The sequence below is a fragment of the Bacillus nitroreducens genome (genome assembly GCF_964021195.1).
In genome coordinates this window covers 2,688,970-2,704,858 of the sequence record NZ_CAXHYI020000003.1, presented here as the reverse complement: position 1 = coordinate 2,704,858, position 15,889 = coordinate 2,688,970, and the positions used below count along the sequence as shown (strand labels likewise).

The 15,889-nt window shown below is 36.7% G+C and carries 17 protein-coding genes; 2 read left to right on the top strand and 15 right to left on the bottom strand.

The features are described 5' to 3' along the window. Positions 1-166: 166 nt before the first annotated feature. The 5 genes from ACWPVE_RS17015 to ACWPVE_RS16995 all read right to left on the bottom strand — a co-directional run bounded on the left by ACWPVE_RS17015 (position 167) and on the right by ACWPVE_RS16995 (position 4,495). Positions 167-1,207 (bottom strand): NAD(P)H-dependent glycerol-3-phosphate dehydrogenase, encoded by a 1,041-nt coding sequence (locus tag ACWPVE_RS17015; RefSeq protein WP_453995394.1) that lies wholly within the window; start codon positions 1,205-1,207, stop codon positions 167-169. A gap of 15 nt (positions 1,208-1,222) precedes the next feature. After that, entirely contained in the window at positions 1,223-2,533 is a 1,311-nt protein-coding gene (gene der / locus ACWPVE_RS17010; RefSeq protein WP_453995392.1) for a ribosome biogenesis GTPase Der, read from the bottom strand. Positions 2,534-2,809: 276 nt separating this feature from the next. Continuing rightward, positions 2,810-3,001 carry a capping complex subunit for YIEGIA gene (locus ACWPVE_RS17005; protein WP_453995390.1) on the bottom strand — a complete coding sequence of 64 codons (192 nt, stop codon included), beginning with the start codon at positions 2,999-3,001 and terminating at the stop codon, positions 2,810-2,812. Continuing rightward, complete coding sequence (locus ACWPVE_RS17000; protein ID WP_453995388.1) at positions 2,998-3,894, bottom strand: YIEGIA family protein; 897 nt, start codon at positions 3,892-3,894, stop codon at positions 2,998-3,000. Before ACWPVE_RS17000 ends, ACWPVE_RS17005 begins: the two co-directional genes overlap by 4 nt. A gap of 1 nt (position 3,895) precedes the next feature. Then, the gene (locus tag ACWPVE_RS16995) at positions 3,896-4,495 is read right to left on the bottom strand and encodes a YphA family membrane protein (protein WP_453995386.1); all 600 of its coding nucleotides are present in this window, start codon (positions 4,493-4,495) and stop codon (positions 3,896-3,898) included. 172 nt (positions 4,496-4,667) lie between these two features. On the opposite strand from ACWPVE_RS16995, the gene ACWPVE_RS16990 reads away from it, so the two are divergent. Next, positions 4,668-4,808, top strand: coding sequence for a YpzI family protein (locus tag ACWPVE_RS16990; protein WP_453995384.1), 141 nt, complete (start codon positions 4,668-4,670; stop codon positions 4,806-4,808). Between the two features lie 49 nt (positions 4,809-4,857). Here the strand turns inward: ACWPVE_RS16990 and rpsA are convergent, their stop codons facing one another. The 8 genes from rpsA to prsW all read right to left on the bottom strand — a co-directional run bounded on the left by rpsA (position 4,858) and on the right by prsW (position 12,060). After that, the gene (rpsA, locus tag ACWPVE_RS16985; protein WP_453995382.1) at positions 4,858-5,994 is read right to left on the bottom strand and encodes a 30S ribosomal protein S1; all 1,137 of its coding nucleotides are present in this window, start codon (positions 5,992-5,994) and stop codon (positions 4,858-4,860) included. A 119-nt stretch (positions 5,995-6,113) separates the two neighbouring features. Then, on the bottom strand, positions 6,114-6,695 hold the full coding sequence (locus ACWPVE_RS16980) for a lysophospholipid acyltransferase family protein (protein WP_453995380.1): 582 nt from the start codon (positions 6,693-6,695) through the stop codon (positions 6,114-6,116). A gap of 5 nt (positions 6,696-6,700) precedes the next feature. Beyond that, positions 6,701-7,372 (bottom strand): (d)CMP kinase, encoded by a 672-nt coding sequence (gene cmk / locus ACWPVE_RS16975; RefSeq protein WP_453995378.1) that lies wholly within the window; start codon positions 7,370-7,372, stop codon positions 6,701-6,703. A gap of 338 nt (positions 7,373-7,710) precedes the next feature. Next, a complete protein-coding gene (locus ACWPVE_RS16970) occupies positions 7,711-7,893 on the bottom strand; it encodes a YpfB family protein (RefSeq protein WP_453995376.1) in 183 nt (60 codons plus the stop codon). Positions 7,894-7,969: 76 nt separating this feature from the next. Beyond that, positions 7,970-8,641 carry a flagellar brake protein gene (locus ACWPVE_RS16965; protein ID WP_453995374.1) on the bottom strand — a complete coding sequence of 224 codons (672 nt, stop codon included), beginning with the start codon at positions 8,639-8,641 and terminating at the stop codon, positions 7,970-7,972. A 112-nt stretch (positions 8,642-8,753) separates the two neighbouring features. Then, positions 8,754-10,109 carry a germination protein YpeB gene (ypeB, locus tag ACWPVE_RS16960; protein WP_453995372.1) on the bottom strand — a complete coding sequence of 452 codons (1,356 nt, stop codon included), beginning with the start codon at positions 10,107-10,109 and terminating at the stop codon, positions 8,754-8,756. Positions 10,110-10,127: 18 nt separating this feature from the next. After that, the gene (locus tag ACWPVE_RS16955; protein ID WP_453995370.1) at positions 10,128-11,273 is read right to left on the bottom strand and encodes a cell wall hydrolase; all 1,146 of its coding nucleotides are present in this window, start codon (positions 11,271-11,273) and stop codon (positions 10,128-10,130) included. Between the two features lie 145 nt (positions 11,274-11,418). Continuing rightward, the gene (prsW, locus tag ACWPVE_RS16950) at positions 11,419-12,060 is read right to left on the bottom strand and encodes a glutamic-type intramembrane protease PrsW (RefSeq protein WP_453995368.1); all 642 of its coding nucleotides are present in this window, start codon (positions 12,058-12,060) and stop codon (positions 11,419-11,421) included. Between the two features lie 134 nt (positions 12,061-12,194). Here prsW and ACWPVE_RS16945 point away from each other — a divergent pair, with 134 nt between their 5' ends. Then, on the top strand, positions 12,195-13,166 hold the full coding sequence (locus ACWPVE_RS16945) for an asparaginase (RefSeq protein WP_453995366.1): 972 nt from the start codon (positions 12,195-12,197) through the stop codon (positions 13,164-13,166). Positions 13,167-13,250: 84 nt separating this feature from the next. On the opposite strand, the gene ACWPVE_RS16940 is transcribed toward ACWPVE_RS16945, so the two are convergent. Together ACWPVE_RS16940 and ACWPVE_RS16935 are read right to left on the bottom strand one after the other, a co-directional pair. Next, positions 13,251-14,228 (bottom strand): YpdA family putative bacillithiol disulfide reductase, encoded by a 978-nt coding sequence (locus ACWPVE_RS16940; RefSeq protein WP_453995364.1) that lies wholly within the window; start codon positions 14,226-14,228, stop codon positions 13,251-13,253. A 174-nt stretch (positions 14,229-14,402) separates the two neighbouring features. Further along, a complete protein-coding gene (locus ACWPVE_RS16935) occupies positions 14,403-15,683 on the bottom strand; it encodes a Glu/Leu/Phe/Val family dehydrogenase (RefSeq protein ID WP_453995362.1) in 1,281 nt (426 codons plus the stop codon). Between the last annotated feature and the right edge of the window lie 206 nt (positions 15,684-15,889).

Here is a 15,889-nt window from a genome sequence, read left to right as displayed (position 1 = left end):
ATTTTATGCGAAAACGGCATGAAATGTATCCTCGAATGCCTATTTTTCGTAAGAATAGTGCAAACGTTTTATCACTAGAATATTTTCGTTCTGTGCGAATTTATTAGGAATCCCGCTAAAATGGTATTCTTCTTGACATCATATGCACAAAACGTAAGTCTGTGTTCTACATTGGCCCTTTTGTTTCTAAATAATTAAATAGGTCAGCCATTTCATTTGTTTTGCCTCTAGACATCAACTTATCCACACCTTCTTTTGGCGATTCTCCGTTAAATAGAACATCATATAAGGCAAAAGTAATGGGCATGGATACGTCCATTTTTTTAGCCAGCTGGTAGGCTGCTTTCGTCGTTCTAACACCTTCAACGACCATCCCCATATTATCCAAGACTTCTTGGAGGCTCTTTCCTTTTCCAAGCAAGTTGCCTGCACGCCAATTACGAGAATGGACACTTGTACACGTAACAATGAGGTCCCCAATTCCTGTTAGTCCAGCAAAAGTTAGTGGGTTTGCCCCCATTTTGCTGCCTAAACGTGCAATTTCAGCTAAACCTCTTGTAATAAGTGCTGCCTTCGCATTATCGCCATATCCGAGTCCATCAGTTATTCCTGCAGCAAGAGCGATAATATTTTTTAACGCCCCCCCTATTTCAACACCGATAATATCAGGGTTTGTATACACACGAAAATGCTGATTGATAAATAAGTCTTGTACATATTCAGCACTTTTCATGTTTTTTGACGAAACGGTAACAGTTGTTGGGTGACGAAGTACCACTTCTTCAGCATGACTTGGGCCTGAAAGAACAACAACATCTTTTAAAAGATTTGAGGGCATTTCATCCTCAATCATTTCAGAAATCCGTTTTAATGTATCTGGTTCAATTCCTTTACTCACATGAATAATCGTTAAAGGTGTTGAAATGACTTGAGATATTTTTTGCAATACTTCCCGAATAGCTTTTGTTGGAACCGCAAGTACAATTGTCTTCACATCTTCCAACGATTTACTCAAGTCATCAAAACCAATGATTGTTTCAGGTAATTTAATTGAGGGTACGTATTTTGAATTGGTGTGCTTCGTATTAATTTCTTCAACTTGTTCTTTACGATGTGACCAAATTCGGACCTCATGATCATTATCAGCCAAAACAAGTGCCAGTGCAGTACCCCAACTACCCGCACCAACAACCGTTACTTTCTCCATTAGGTTCTCCCCTTTCTATTTTCTAGCCCTAGCAATTATCTTTATTGGTGTACCTTCAAAACCAAAAGCATCTCTAATTCGATTCTCTAAAAAGCGTTCATAAGAGAAATGCATTAATTCTGGATCATTCACAAACACAACAAATGTCGGTGGCTTAACAGCAACCTGGGTAACATAATAAATTCTCAAACGATTACCTTTATCCGTAGGTGTTGGATTCATTGCAACAGCATCCATGATGACATCATTTAACACATTGGTTTGAACTCGCATTGAATGATTTTCACTCGCCAGATCAATCATTGGTATTAAAGTATGGATACGTCGTTTTGTTTTAGCTGATAAGAATACAATGGGTGCATAATCAAGAAATTGGAAATGATCTCGTATCTTTTGTTCAAATTCCTTCATTGTTTTCTCATCTTTTTCAACTACATCCCATTTGTTTACAACGATCACAATTGCTCTACCTGCATCATGAGCATAGCCTGCAATTTTTTTATCCTGCTCGATAATTCCTTCTTCTCCATTTAAAACGACAAGAACAACATCTGAACGTTCAATAGCCTTTAGAGCCCTTAGCACACTATATTTCTCAGTCGTTTCATAAACCTTACCTTTTTTTCTCATTCCCGCTGTATCAATGATGACGTATTCTTTTCCATCAACTTTATACTTTGTATCAATCGCATCCCTTGTAGTTCCAGCAATATCACTTACAATTACTCGTTCTTCGCCTAACAAGGTGTTCACGAGTGATGATTTTCCAACATTTGGGCGGCCAATAAGAGAAAATTTAATCACATCGTCATCATACTCTACATTTCCACCCTGCGGAAAATGTTTAATGACTTCATCAAGCAAATCACCGAGTCCAATTCCATGGGAACCTGAAATGGCAATCGGTTCACCAAATCCTAATGCATAAAAATCATAAATATCTGACTTCATCTCAGGGTTGTCCACTTTGTTTACCGCTAGAACAACAGGTGTATTTGTTCGGTATAAAATTTTCGCTACTTCTTCATCCGCACTTGTTACGCCTTCACGGCCACTCGTCATAAATATAATGACATCAGCTTCATCAATTGCGATTTCCGCTTGATGTCTAATTTGAGCTAGGAACGGCTCATCGCCAATATCAATACCACCTGTATCGATAATGCTAAATTCTTGATTTAGCCATTCCCCAGAACTATAAATTCGGTCTCTTGTTACTCCTGGTACATCTTCAACAATTGAAACCCTTTCTCCTACTATACGATTAAAAATTGTTGATTTACCGACGTTAGGTCGACCAACAATTGCTACAACTGGTTTTGCCACATACGTTCTTCCCTTCTAAACTTACTTATCTCTTTACATATATCACATAAAATGGAATGAAAATCAACTTATGTAATCTAAAAAAGCTGCAGGCGATTCTTTTTTGGACAATCTCAAACAATTACCGAAAGGTGCCTTTCCCCTCCTAAGTAATTAACATATGACTCAAGCATGATTATTCATGGAGCTAGACGTTGAAAAAATAAACCCTTCTTGCGTCAGAAGGGTCATGCTTTTACATTCTATCAAAGATTAGATATTACAACAATCAATTGTTTAGTGTTTTACGATTATATACAAATCTTCACTAAGTTCATGAGCAATTCCATCGAGTATTGCTTCTAAATTAGCAGCAACTGTCTCCATTTCTTCTTTTGATGGACATGTAAACACTGGTGTTCCACCCGATACGGAAACCTTAGAGTCTTCCATCTTAATCGCCGCTAATATGAATTTTTCGATATTCATTTAAGTGGTCGCCCCTTCTGGTTTACATTCCTCTCCGTCGGCATTCGTATCGCATTTTCTAACGTCGGCACATTTCCAATGACGGCAATTGCTTTTTCAATATCCTTTTCTTGAGGTAAGACAAATACCCCGACTCGACCATCGTTTAAGTCTCTTTTAGCCAATGGAGCAAGAGCTGGCGTTCCTGAATCTTTAAAAATACCTAATGCCGTTGCCACATCATGTAAGATTGCCTGTCGTTGACCTAAATTAGCAATTGTTGCTCTAGCGTTAAATGATTTGGGTTTCAAAATAAACCCCATTCCGTATTGTAATATTTCTTCCTGCCTTGCTGGAAGACCAATATTCATTATATAAATATTATCCACATGTAGGCCCGCCCCTTCAAAATGCGGCTGAACAAACTCAATATCGACAATATCCTTCAGTTTACTACCTGACATAAGCTTCTTACATACAATCAGACATACGATTCCTACAACAATTCCCACCCATATATTGAAAGCTAAATAGGCAAAGGTTGAGAAAAAGGATGTTAAAATAACTAAATAGTTTCGACTTTCGAAGGCTACTGCAATTCCCTCTATATATGTCTTGCCCCTAGGAACAAGCTCATATGAATCAAGTTCAGTAAGAGTATTACGCTCCATATTACGTACATCTCGGAATTGAGAGGCAGCAATTGTTAAGAAAGTGATAGCAGTGAATTCCTCTTCCATAATAGATGGTACCGCCACTGTTCCTAGTCCTGCAGCAATAAAACCTAATGCGACATGAATTATTTTACCATGTAAATATGTAGGGTATTGTCTATAATCGGTTCGTAACATATATAAACGAATCGCAACCCCAAAAATGACCCCAAACAATATCGGATATGTATATTCATTCATGCTAGCCGTGTTTCTCCTTCGTGTTTTTTTGAACAATTACATCAACATGATGCAATAGCACTTCTAATGATGACCAAATAAAAATAAAGCCAAAACTCATGGAGATTACGTCTAAAAAGACAAACGATCCAATCTCATACGAAAAATTGATGTTATTCATAATAATCCCATAAATCACATCACCTTGTATGGTACCAATTAATAACCCAATCAAACGCAAACGGAAATCTTTCAATAGCATTAACGTAACGTATATTAATGCTGCACTTAACATTAGGTTTCGACTAAATAAAACCCATACTGGGTCATATAATTCAAACATTAAGAAACTACAATAAGCTAATGAAATAGTGAGAATACAAATGAACAAATATAGTACCTGTTTTTTTGACCTTTTCGAGATTTCCTTCAGGCAAAAGAAGAGAATTAACAAAATACTAAAATTTATGTTAATATCACCTATTTCAACATAATATGGTGATAAAATAATCGTCATTAAGATAAGTATAGATAGGAATAATCTTTCTTTGGTTTTCTTCATTAAAAATGTACTACAAACCCATGCCATCCAACAGATCCAATAAAATGTTGCTCCGTCCATCTCTTCACCTCCACATTATTCCCATTATGTCTTTAAATCATGAATTTTAACCCACTTGAATACCAAAAAACCTTTTAAGAAACAATAAGGGAAACTTCATATGAAATAAAAGACCCTTTTCTACAATACCCAAAAATAGGTAACTTCATGTATAAGGAAGGAGGAAACTAGAATGGGAAGAGATAGACAAGAAAGAAAGCAGAAAAAGATACGCCTAACTGAATCTGATCGTGATCAGTCCATTGACTATCCAGGTGCAACAAGATTGGATACTCCTGAAGAAGCAAGGGAAGACAATCAGATAAATCCATAAAAAAAGCCCTCACCCTTTTCGGGTGAGAGCCTTCATTTTATACTTATTCTTATTTTAATTTATTTAATTGGTCACCAATCATTTCGCCTAATTGGAAGCCTGATGATTCATCTTGTTGTTGGTATTGACTAAAGTCTTCTTCTACAGTTTCTTCTAATTCCTTCATACTTAACGAAATTCGTTTATCTGATTCGTTTAATTCAAGAACTTTCACATTTACCTCTTGACCTTCTTTTAGTACTTCATGTGGAGTTCCGATATGCTTTGAAGAAATTTGTGAAATATGAACAAGTCCTTCCACACCAGGTAACACCTCAACAAACGCTCCGAAAGAAACGAGTCGTTTGACTGTTCCTTGAACTACATCACCAACTGATAATTTTTCAGAAATATTTTCCCACGGACCAGGTAATGTTTCTTTCAAGGATAATGAAATTCTCTCATTATCACGGTCAACTGATAATACTTTCACATTAATTACCTGACCTTCTTCAACAACGTCAGATGGTTTTGAAACATGTTCATGTGATAGTTGTGAAATATGTACGAGTCCATCGATTCCACCAATATCTACGAATGCACCGAAATCAGTTAAACGTTGTACTGTACCTTCAACGACAGCTCCTACCTCTAAGTTTTCAAGAACTTGTTGTTTTTTATTTTTTTGTTCTTCTTCAACAACAGCACGATGCGACAAGATGACTCTGTTTTTCTCGCGGTCAAGCTCAACCACTTTCACCGTCAAGGCTTTGTCTTTATAATCTGAGAAATCTTCAACATAATAGTTTTCAACTAAAGATGCAGGAATAAACCCTCTTACTCCAAGGTCGACTACTAGCCCACCTTTCACAACATCTTTTACAACTGCTTCAAACACTTCACCAGTGTTAAATTTCTGCTCAAGGTCATCCCAAGCTTTTGAAGCTAGTACAGCTTTTTTAGATAAAATTAATGCTTCTTCCTCTACCTTTGTAACAGAAAGCTCTAATTCTTCTCCTTCTGTGACAACGTCACTTGCCTTTTCCACATGAAGGCTAGAAAGCTCACTAATCGGGATAATACCATCCAGCTTACTATTCTCTACTGATACAAATACTTGCTTGTCTTCTACCTTTGTGACCTTGCCAGTGATAACATCACCAACTTGTAATTCCTTGTACTCTACTTGATTCATATCCTCAGCCATTCCAATTACCTCCTTAATGTCCAACAGGAAAACACATTATGTATACTAATTTTTTTGAAAAATAGTCTTTTATTTAACTTCTAATAAATAGAGTTATTTGTCAAGTATAAACTCTTAATCTATTTATATTTTTCTAATAACTCTCTAATTGAATCCATAATTTTATCTGTCACCACTTCAGCAGAAGCCTTTTCTGTGCGGAATGTTTCCATTTGAACTGGCTCTCCATAAACGACTCTTAATTTACCAAACATTTTATAAGGACCCACGATGGCACATGGAACAACTGTACAATCAGTTCGCAATGCAAAAAATCCTACTCCCGACAAGCCTTTTCCAAGAGTTCCGTCCTTGCTTCTAGTGCCTTCAGGAAAAATGCCTAACACTTTCCCTTCCTTTAGGATTTTTAAGGCCGTACGAAGTGCTTCACGATCACTCATCCCACGCTTAACTGGAAATGCATTTATTTTTGGTAATATGGAACCTAATACAGGTACCTTGAACAATTCCTCTTTTGCCATAAAATGAATATGACGTGGAGATGTAACCCCAACAACAGGTGGATCCAGATTATCAATATGATTTGAACATATTAAGACTCCTCCATCTGTTGGGATATTCTCTTTACCAATAACTTCTATACGGTAAAGGGGTTTGATAATGGCTCCAACTAATCCTCTTGCAAAGGGATAAAGGTTCATTCCAGTCAAATCCTTTCCTTTACTACATCCATAATTCTTGCAACAACTTCGTCAATGCTTAATGACGTTGTATCTATTTCAATTGCATCCTCTGCTTTTCGTAATGGAGCAACTTCTCGTTCTGAGTCTAATTTATCCCTTGCAGCAATCTCTAATTTTAATTGCTCTAAATCTGATTCAAAACCCTTTGAAAGATTTTCTTCATGACGTCTCTGCGCTCTTTCATCAACAGAAGCAAGTAGAAAAATTTTCACCTCTGCATTTGGAAGTACATGTGTACCAATATCTCTTCCATCCATCACGACACCACCAAGCTTTGCCCATTCTTGCTGACGCTTGACCATATTTTCACGTACCTTGCGGTGTTTTGATACAATTGAAACTGAATTTGTCACATCATGTTCGCGTATTTGTTCAGTAACATCTTTGTTATCAATAAAAACAAGTTGTCCATTTTCACTTGGTTGTAGTTCGATTTTCGCATTCTGCAATGCTCCAAGAAGCTGTTCTTCATTTTCTAAATCTAAGGATAATTGCAATGCTTTATATGTTAGTGCACGATACATTGCACCAGTATCAATATATATGTAAGATAATTTTTTTGCGATTATCTTTGCAACTGTGCTTTTCCCAGCTGCTGCAGGTCCATCAATCGCAATTGAAATTCTTTTGTCCATAAACTAAGTAAGCCTCCTGTAAGTAACTCTTTCGTACGATATCGATGTGTCCATTTTTTCAATAAAAGAACTATTCATTAAACTATATTATATTAATACATTTGAATAGTATTCCTTCCTACTATGTAAAGCGTAAAGTGCGCCATTCAAGATAAAAAGAAAGCTACCTGTGCATATAACGCTGTACATCCTAGCTTTCCGAGTCTGGATAACAAGCGTGTAAGTCAAACGCACTGACAGATGGTGCCTTTTACCTTATATAGCGACTAACTAGACTATAGAACCGCCGTCGCCTTGCGTTACATTACGAAAAAATGCAGGGAATCCCTGCAATTATTTTAATGGTTATTTAATAATGTTTCAACGGTTTTAGTTGGATCTGTTTTGTCAACACCTTCATATTCAATCATTCTTGTGATATACGGAGTCAGTGGGCTATATAATATGATCGCCTGTGCCACGAGTAGAAAGATAAATTGAATGATAGCTAGCTTGATTAAAACTCGTTCTAAATTTTTCATTACATACCAATCCTATTTTTGTTTTTGTATTAGTATGCAAAGTTTCTTGTCATTTTATTCGAGAAAATCTACTTTCTTACGATTCACTTAATTGAATCCCTTTTTTCTTCATTAACAATTGTCTTTCAAAACAAAATTTAATAAGTATCCTGCGATCATGCTCTGTTGCATCCAAAAATTCGATAGAGGCCCTATTTTTTTGGCCATTTTTCCCTTCATCGATTCGAATTACCCTACATTTAATAGAGGTATATTGAATATCATCAGAATCTATTGGAAGAACGAAACATGTCGTTAATTCTGATCCTGGGACCAAGTTAATCGAATGCGGTAAAATAATCGAAGCACCGCCCGCACTAATGTCATGAGTAATAGAAACAAATGGCGAAAAATCCCCGTGAAGACTATGAACTGCCACATCAACTGGAGTTTCTACACGTACATATTCACGACGTTGAACTTTATACATGTCGTCTTCTCCAGGAAAGGAAAGGACAATCATTGGAATATTTTGTTTTACTCGTCCTAATACTTCGGTATTAAAAAAATAAGCCGACGTGCTGTCACCTGTAGCGTACGCTTTTAATTTTGTGCCATTTAATAAAAATACAGTTTTTCCTGTTTTATCATTGACAGGATAATCTATATATATCTTATTTTCCGTTCTTTCAACAACCCGGCAACGGTATTTTTCGGCATTTGAATGATTTGTTGGTTCCAAATTTATGATATCCCCGACTTTTAACACGGATGTTCACTCTTTTCAAAAACTTTTTTACGTATTCTATTATTAAACCACGAATATGAAGAAAAGTGCAAGACAACAGAAACCAGAAAAAAGGAAAGCAAGACTGCTTTCCTTATGATTTATTAACTCCCTTATAGACCGGTTCAGCATTTTTAAGTTTTTCGACTTTTTCTTCGAACCCGTTTTTTGCATTGATAAAGATTCGATACGTATCATTTTCAATCGTTCCTAAAAATTCATAACAAAGGACATCTTCATTTAGATCATTTGTAATGATAGCTAGACGATCCTCCATGATCTCAAGGTTCGGATTAATATGTTGCTTTGCATCTTCAATGGAAATTTCAGGTTTCCCAACATCTTCAATTTTACCAGCCATTAAGTAATCTCTTGCCGTAAAACCAATAATATTCCCATCATCGAGTGCTACCTTCATCTTTATTGAATCTGAATATATTCTTACTCCATCAACTGAAGAAACAAAATTAAATACACCGACATTATCATATTGTGCACTCTCAAAAAGCTCTAGATTCTCGAATTTATTATCTTTTAAGAATTTCTGGGCACGATTATATGCATCATTTAAACTAATCTTGCTTTGGGCAACTTCACGATTTCGAATAACCCAAATCGGGATACCACCCTTTTTTGTAATATCCATAAAGATATTCACTTTTGATTTTGGATCATTAATTTCAACACTATAGAATCCAACTGGTGAACCCTCACCGTTTTCTGTCACTTTCATTTCAGGATTACCTTTTAAACCGAGAAACTTTTTAGCAATTTCTTTTGCTTTTTCTTCATTTATATTAGGTCCTTCTAGATTTGGAAATTCTGCACTATCTTTTTTTGTGGCTGTAAGCGTCACTCCAAATTTACCTTCAGAATAAGCTGCAACATTTTTTTCTACTGTTTTTAATCCATCGATTATCGTATTATCAGCTTGTTTTTTCCCTGAAGCTAGTGCTAATTCTACATCCATCCAGCGTAAATTATTCTCCATGGCTAGATGTTGAACTGTCCGAAGTTCTTTTTGAATTTCCTCGGAATTTTTATATAGTTGTTGGAGTGTTTTGTACTCCTCATCAGTGAGCGGCTCCTTAGATAGATCACGAACCGCTGCACGATAACTAAAATCCCCGATATTACTTAGAAACTCTTCTGTTTTATTAAAAGGCATTAGAGCCAAAGGTAATTGCCCTACGTCTGAATGCGCCTCAGATGTTAATCTCCACACCTCAGCAAGGGTGGGTGATAATGAACTTCGTGAATTCATTGCGAGTGTTGTACCAATTTTGTCATGTAACAGGTCAATATGATAGGTTAAATCATGAAACGCTCGTTGATAGTTATTTTCCGCCTGAATGAGGACAGCATTTTTCTCTTGGTGCTCTTTATAACCCCAATAGCCTGTTCCAATAATACCTATTGTAAGTACTGTAATTAATATTCCTCTGAGCAATGTTTCTCACCTTCCATTCTATCTACAGAATATGTGCTTTCCGATTCTCTTAATTTGTGGTCTTCCCCAGATCCATTTACTAGTTGCGGTATCTGGATTAAAGTAATAGGTCGCTCCATCTGTCGGGTCCCATCCGTTTATTGCATCAATAACGGCTTTTTTCGCTTGCTCATTTGGTGTTAACCAAATTTGTCCATCTGCAACTGCAGTGAATGCAAGTGGTTCAAATATTATTCCTGATACTGTATCAGGAAATGTAGGGCTATCAAGCCGATTTAAAATAACCGCTGCAACTGCTACTTGGCCGATATATGGCTCTCCACGTGCTTCACCATAAACAGCATTAGCAAGGAGTTGAATATCATTTTGAGAAAAACCACCAGGCATATTTACAGCTGTAGGACCTTGAGTATCGGGTTCTGCTTGTTCTTCTTGTTGCTGTTGATCTTTGCCTTGCCCAGCTTGTGGTTGTTGTGGTTCTTGGGCTTTATCTTGTCCACCTTGTGGCTGTTGCGGCTCTTGAGCTTTGCCTTGTCCACCCTGTGGTTGTTGTGGCTCTTGAGCTTTGTCTTGTCCACCCTGTGGTTGTTGCGGCTCTTGAGCCTTTCCTTGTCCACCTTGTGACTGTTGTGGTTGTTGAGCTTTTCCTTGTCCAGCTTGTGGTTGTTGTTTCTGAGCCTTTCCTTGTTCTACCGTAAATTGTTTTTCAATATCTAGGCGTCTTGACTCAGCCGTTGTTTTTGCTTTTTGGATATTTTGTTCTGAAGGTGCAGATTGAATACTCCATGGAACCCCTCCATAATGAGTGAAACGATTCCCTTTTCGTAAGTTATCATATACAAATTGCTTATTGTATTTTGTAAAACGGTTGATCATTTCTTTTGTTTTAGGACCTACTAGTCCATCGACCTCTTCTAATCCGAATGCCTTTTGGAAGTTTCGAACAGCCCAATAGGTACTCCATCCATATACTCCATCAATTGTACCGTGATAATAGCCGTTATATTGAAGCCTCGATTGTAACTCAATAACATCATCACCTGTTGCACCACGTTGTATGATCTGATCAGAAAAAGCGGCGACATTATGATTCGTTCCGCCAATAATTACACTTACAAACATGATCATGACGAAGGGGAACATCACATACTTTTTAAAGCTCATATCAATTACCTCCCTATCCATTTTCTATATATACTTACAAGTATTTTCTGTAGAGTTTGGCATTTTATTCAGATGTATTTCACATTAGAATGGTTCCTAGAATAAAAAACAAAAAAACCTGCCCAAAAGGACAGGTTTTCAATATCTAAACGGGGGCCTTTGCAATTTTTACTTTTCGAAGTCCAAACCACCATAAAAATAACATGAACGGCACCATAATATAAATCCATTTATTTAATGATAGTAGTATGTAGTCATAGACCCCGTGTAGTAGAAAAGGAAACAAAAAAGAAATCAAGATCCACTTTAGTTTTTTCGTAGGCGAGAACTTTGCCTTACCAAGATAAAACCCCATGATTACTCCGAACAAGGCGTGGCTTGAAACGGGCAAAAGCGCTCGACCAATCGCAAACTGAACCCCATTCGCTAATAAATAGAGGATATTTTCTAATGTTGCAAACCCCAACGACAAGGCAGCACCATATACAATTCCATCATATTGTTCATCAAATTCAACATGTTGGTACACAGTATAAAAGAGGATAAACCACTTAAAAAACTCTTCCAATAAAGCAACCTTCAAAAAAGCCTGTAGCAAGTGGTGAACAAATACTTCTTCAACACCTAAGACATATTGAATAAACATGATTGGAAACACCAGGATGGCACCAAACATAAAGATTCGAAAAACCATTGCAATCGGTTCTGCTTCATATTTATCTTTTAAATAAAAATAACTTAATAATGCTAAACCAGGTGCTAGCCCTGCGGTGATGACCGCCACCATATGAACCCTCTTCTCCCTGATATATTCGTTCCGAACGTAATTGAGAAACAAACACATTTATCGTAACATGTATTATGACAAATGAAAACATGAGGTTTGCAGTAATTTTTACAATTGAAACGGGGGAAATTCAAATGAAAAAAATTCTCGTGATACATACTGGTGGTACTATCTCTATGATGGAAGATAAGGAAACAGGCGCTGTACAGCAAAATCAACAAAATCCTCTTCTGCATCATACAGATGCTCTATCTACAATTGCGGATGTAAAGGTAGAAGAATTATTCCAATTGCCTTCTCCACATATCACTGAAAAAGAAATGTTCCTGCTAAAAGAAAAAATTGAAACGAGTATTCATGAGGATGCAATTGAAGGTGTTGTTATTACCCATGGAACGGATACTCTAGAGGAAACAGCATATTTTTTAGATATAACAGTCCAATCGGATATACCTATCGTTGTCACGGGCGCCATGAGATCAAGTAATGAACTTGGAGCAGATGGTCCATACAATTTGATTTCAGCAGTACGTGTCGCGGCATCTGATCGTGCAGTAGGTAAAGGGGTTTTTGTTGTCATGAATGATGAAATCCACACAGCAAAAAATGTAACAAAAACTCATACTAGCAATATCGCAACATTTCAGAGTCCCCAATATGGGCCAATCGGAATCGTTAGCAAACGAGACGTTACCTTTCACCATATTCCTACGGTTAGGGAATCTTATAAAATTAAAAAGGTAACAAAAAATGTGATCCTACTAAAAGCATATGCTGGTATGGATCATTCACTTATTAAGGCCATTCACACAATACAACCTGATGGAGTAGTGATTGAAGCACTTGGACAAGGCAACCTACCACCAATGATAGTACCTGAATTAAAGAAACTGATTCATAGCGGTATACCCCTCGTTTTAGTTTCCCGCTGTTTTAATGGGTATGTTCAGGATGTTTACAATTATGAAGGTGGGGGACGAAAATTAAAAGAACTAGGGGTTATTTTTTCAAATGGGCTCAATGGACAAAAAGCAAGACTAAAACTATTAGTGACATTAGAGGTTACTCATAACCCCGACGAACTTCAGGAAATATTTCTAAAATGAGTAATCTTAAGACACACTTCCTTGCATGAGACAAGCACTTATAAGATAGAATTACGATTGGACAGAAAATAAAGAAAGGCGAACTTATCGTTCACCTTTCTTTTTATCTACTATTGCTCTAGCAATCATTCCACCGTGGAAACGTCCGTTTTCAATGAAGATTTCATTTGCATTATTACCAGCAGCAATCACACCTGAAATATATATACCCTCTACATTTGTTTCCATTGTATCAGGATTGAACAGGGGTCTACCTGATTCTCGGTCAATCTCTACGTTCATTTTTTGCAAGAAACTATGATCTGGATGATATCCAGTCATTGCAAATACAAAATCATTTTTAATTTCTTTTTTCTCTTCACCAACTTGATAAATAACCTTATCTTCTGTTATTTCAATGACATTTGCCTGAAATTCCATGTTGATGATGCCATTTCGAACCAATGATTCAAACTCAGGTAATATCCACGGCTTGATGCTTGAAGAGTATTCAGAGCCACGATATAAAACAGTTACTCTTGCATCTGCATTTGCTAGCTCTAATGCCGCATCCACACTGGAATTTTTCCCTCCAATAACAACGACATCTTTATCGAAATATGGATGTGGTTCTTTAAAATAATGGAATACCTTTGGAAGGTCTTCCCCTGGAACGTTCATATAATTTGGATTATCGTAATAGCCAGTAGCAATTATAACGTATTTAGATTGATATTCTCCTTTAGAGCTTTTGATCCGAAACTCATTTGATGCAAGTTTACTTACTTCTGTTACTTTTTCAAATGAATGGATTCGAATCTTTTTTCGTTTAGCTACTTCTCGATAATAGGCAAGGGCCTGATTTCGCTTTGGTTTACGCCCCTCAATAATAAATGGAACTTCTCCAATTTCTAGTTTTTCACTTGAACTAAAGAAGGTTTGATGTGTGGGATAATGATAGATCGAATTTACAATATTTCCTTTTTCGATAACTAATGGATCAATTCCAATATCTTGCAGTGCAATAGCAGCTGCTAGTCCACAGGGTCCTCCCCCAATAATGACGACTTCTTCCGATTGCATGTTTGTCACTCCTACTATCTTATACGCCAAGCAAATTTCTACAAAGGCTTTCTATTTTATTTTGTTAATGAATTGAATCATACTTAACGGGACTATTTAATTCCACTATAAAAATCCCCTACCAAAATGATAGGAGATTTTCTCTACCCTTGCAAGGATTTAATCCAGGTCTTCTTAAATCCAACCCCTGAAACGAGATGCTTCTGCCATTTTTCTAACACCAACCATATAAGCAGCAAGTCTCATGTCAACACGTCTATTTTGTGATGTTGTATAAATATTTTCAAATGATTTAACCATTACTTTTTCAAGTTTTTCTTCCACTTCTTCTTCTGACCAATAGTAGCCTTGGTTGTTTTGCACCCATTCAAAATATGAAACAGTAACCCCACCTGCACTTGCTAACACATCAGGTACAAGTAGAATTCCTCTTTCAGTTAAGATTTGGGTAGCTTCAAGTGTTGTAGGTCCGTTTGCAGCTTCCACTACAATACTTGCTCGAATATTGTGGGCATTTTCTTCTGTAATTTGATTTTCAATTGCGGCTGGAACAAGAATATCACAATCAAGCTCCAATAGCTCCTTATTAGTTATTGTATCATTAAACAATTTTGTAACAGTTCCAAAACTGTCTCGACGATCTAATAAGTAATCAATATCTAAACCATTTGGATCGTATAATCCGCCATAAGCATCTGAAATACCGATTACTTTTGCACCTGCATCATGCATGAACTTAGATAAGAAACTACCCGCATTTCCAAAGCCTTGTACAACAACACGAGCACCTTCTAGATTAATACCTCGTTTTTTTGCAGCTTCACGAATACAGATGGTAACACCTTTTGCTGTAGCAGATTCACGACCGTGCGAACCGCCTAATACAAGTGGTTTACCTGTAATAAACCCTGGTGAATTAAATTCATCTATTCTACTATATTCATCCATCATCCAGGCCATGATCTGAGAATTTGTAAAAACATCTGGTGCCGGAATATCTTTTGTAGGACCTACAATTTGACTAATGGCCCGAACATAACCACGGCTTAGTCGCTCAAGCTCACGGAAAGACATATCTCTTGGATCACAAATGATTCCACCTTTTCCTCCACCATACGGTAAATCAACAATTCCGCATTTTAAACTCATCCAAATCGAAAGCGCTTTAACTTCCTTTTCGGTTACATTCGGATGAAAACGAATTCCACCTTTAGTTGGACCTACCGCATCATTATGCTGTGCGCGGTATCCAGTAAAAATTTTTACTGAACCATCATCCATTCTAACTGGAATTTTTACGGTCATCATTCGAATCGGTTCTTTTAATAGTTCATAAACTTCTTCAGGGTACCCTAATTTTTCTAATGCTTTATGTATGACTGTTTGCGTAGATTTGAGGACATCCATTTTATTCTCATTCTGTTCTGCAATGTCCTTATTATTTTCGGCTACCATTTGTAAACCTCCCAAGATTATTCACAGTTCCTTTTAGAGGATGTTCAAAAAGTGCGGTGAACATTACGAATTAAATGTCTATTATTGTCCACCTTTCCAGTCACTAGTATACACCTTCCATTTGTTTATGCAAGATGAAAAATGTAGAATCCTCATATTTATTTTCAAATTAAAAACTCTGATAAACATTAGAATTTATAGCGTTT

Coding starts and splice junctions, on each gene's coding strand:
- cmk (WP_453995378.1), bottom strand. CDS start 7,372: ATGGACAAAAGAATTTCAATTGCGATTGATGGACCTGCAGCAGCTGGG.
- ACWPVE_RS16955 (WP_453995370.1), bottom strand. CDS start 11,273: ATGAGCTTTAAAAAGTATGTGATGTTCCCCTTCGTCATGATCATGTTT.
- ACWPVE_RS16970 (WP_453995376.1), bottom strand. CDS start 7,893: ATGAAAAATTTAGAACGAGTTTTAATCAAGCTAGCTATCATTCAATTT.
- ACWPVE_RS16945 (WP_453995366.1), top strand. CDS start 12,195: ATGAAAAAAATTCTCGTGATACATACTGGTGGTACTATCTCTATGATG.
- ACWPVE_RS17015 (WP_453995394.1), bottom strand. CDS start 1,207: ATGGAGAAAGTAACGGTTGTTGGTGCGGGTAGTTGGGGTACTGCACTG.
- ACWPVE_RS16995 (WP_453995386.1), bottom strand. CDS start 4,495: ATGGACGGAGCAACATTTTATTGGATCTGTTGGATGGCATGGGTTTGT.
- ACWPVE_RS16980 (WP_453995380.1), bottom strand. CDS start 6,695: ATGAACCTTTATCCCTTTGCAAGAGGATTAGTTGGAGCCATTATCAAA.
- ACWPVE_RS16940 (WP_453995364.1), bottom strand. CDS start 14,228: ATGCAATCGGAAGAAGTCGTCATTATTGGGGGAGGACCCTGTGGACTA.
- rpsA (WP_453995382.1), bottom strand. CDS start 5,994: ATGGCTGAGGATATGAATCAAGTAGAGTACAAGGAATTACAAGTTGGT.
- ACWPVE_RS17000 (WP_453995388.1), bottom strand. CDS start 3,894: ATGAATGAATATACATATCCGATATTGTTTGGGGTCATTTTTGGGGTT.
- ACWPVE_RS16990 (WP_453995384.1), top strand. CDS start 4,668: ATGGGAAGAGATAGACAAGAAAGAAAGCAGAAAAAGATACGCCTAACT.
- prsW (WP_453995368.1), bottom strand. CDS start 12,060: ATGGTGGCGGTCATCACCGCAGGGCTAGCACCTGGTTTAGCATTATTA.
- ACWPVE_RS17005 (WP_453995390.1), bottom strand. CDS start 3,001: ATGAATATCGAAAAATTCATATTAGCGGCGATTAAGATGGAAGACTCT.
- ACWPVE_RS16935 (WP_453995362.1), bottom strand. CDS start 15,683: ATGGTAGCCGAAAATAATAAGGACATTGCAGAACAGAATGAGAATAAA.